At 69.0% G+C, this 874-nt stretch carries 1 protein-coding gene; it reads right to left on the reverse strand.

Features of this window, described 5'->3' with window-relative positions:
- Nucleotides 1-874, reverse strand: an 874-nt coding sequence (locus GCT13_RS47955) for a DNA/RNA-binding winged helix domain-containing protein (protein ID WP_321575080.1), incomplete at both ends; no start/stop codon positions are given.

Genomic DNA, 874 nt, shown 5'->3' on the forward strand with positions numbered 1-874 from the left:
CGCGCTGTCGTCTTCGCGAGATCGCGCACCCACGGCGGATCGTATCGGCCCTGCGCAATCAGCGGCAGCAGCGCACTCGCGAGAACCTGCTCGCGCGCATCGAGCGAAACCGTATGCGCCGGCAGATGCAACCACGGCCCGCTTCTCGCGACTGCGCCCTCGTCGACGAGCGAATCGATCAACGCGCGCCACATCGCGTCCGGCACCAGCGGCGCCGCGATGCGCCGCAAGCGCGCGGCGTCGGGGCCCAGTTCGTCGGGCGAACGCGCGTGATACTGATCGAGCGCCGCCAGCACCTTCGAACGCAGACGCGCCCAATGCGAGCGCAGCACGATCACGGCATCGCCGGCATCCCTGCCGTGCAGCGCAATTTCATCGGCATCGGCGGGAAGAGGCAGTGCTTCGGCGGGCAGGCCAGTCAGTTGCATCAGCATCGAACGCGATACGCCGCGCGGCGCCTCTTCAAGCAGCGGACCAATGCGCCCGTCATCGAGCCACAGGCGCAACGCATCGAGCCACGCGCGCCGTTCCGCCGTCCGGCGTTTGCGCGGCGGACCGAACGGATCGAGCACGCGGCCGCCGCCGACGGTGCGCGTCGCCTGTGCATTGCGCACGATGAAGCGATCGCCCGGCAGCGCGCACACAGGCGCATCGAACACGAGCTGCACACGCGCCGTGTGTCCCGCAGCCAGCGTGTCGTCATCGAGCAGCGCGACATGCGCGACGCGATGCAACGTGCCGATATGCACATGCAGCGGCGCCCAGTGTTGCAGCGTGATGCCTGCATCGTCGAGCAGCGTCAGTTCTACGTCGAGCCGCTCGCCCGGCTTCGCGAGCCGCGCATCGACGATCCAGTCGCCGCGCGTGATCGCAT

Source organism: Paraburkholderia franconis (assembly GCF_009362735.1).
Lineage (GTDB): Bacteria > Pseudomonadota > Gammaproteobacteria > Burkholderiales > Burkholderiaceae > Paraburkholderia > Paraburkholderia franconis.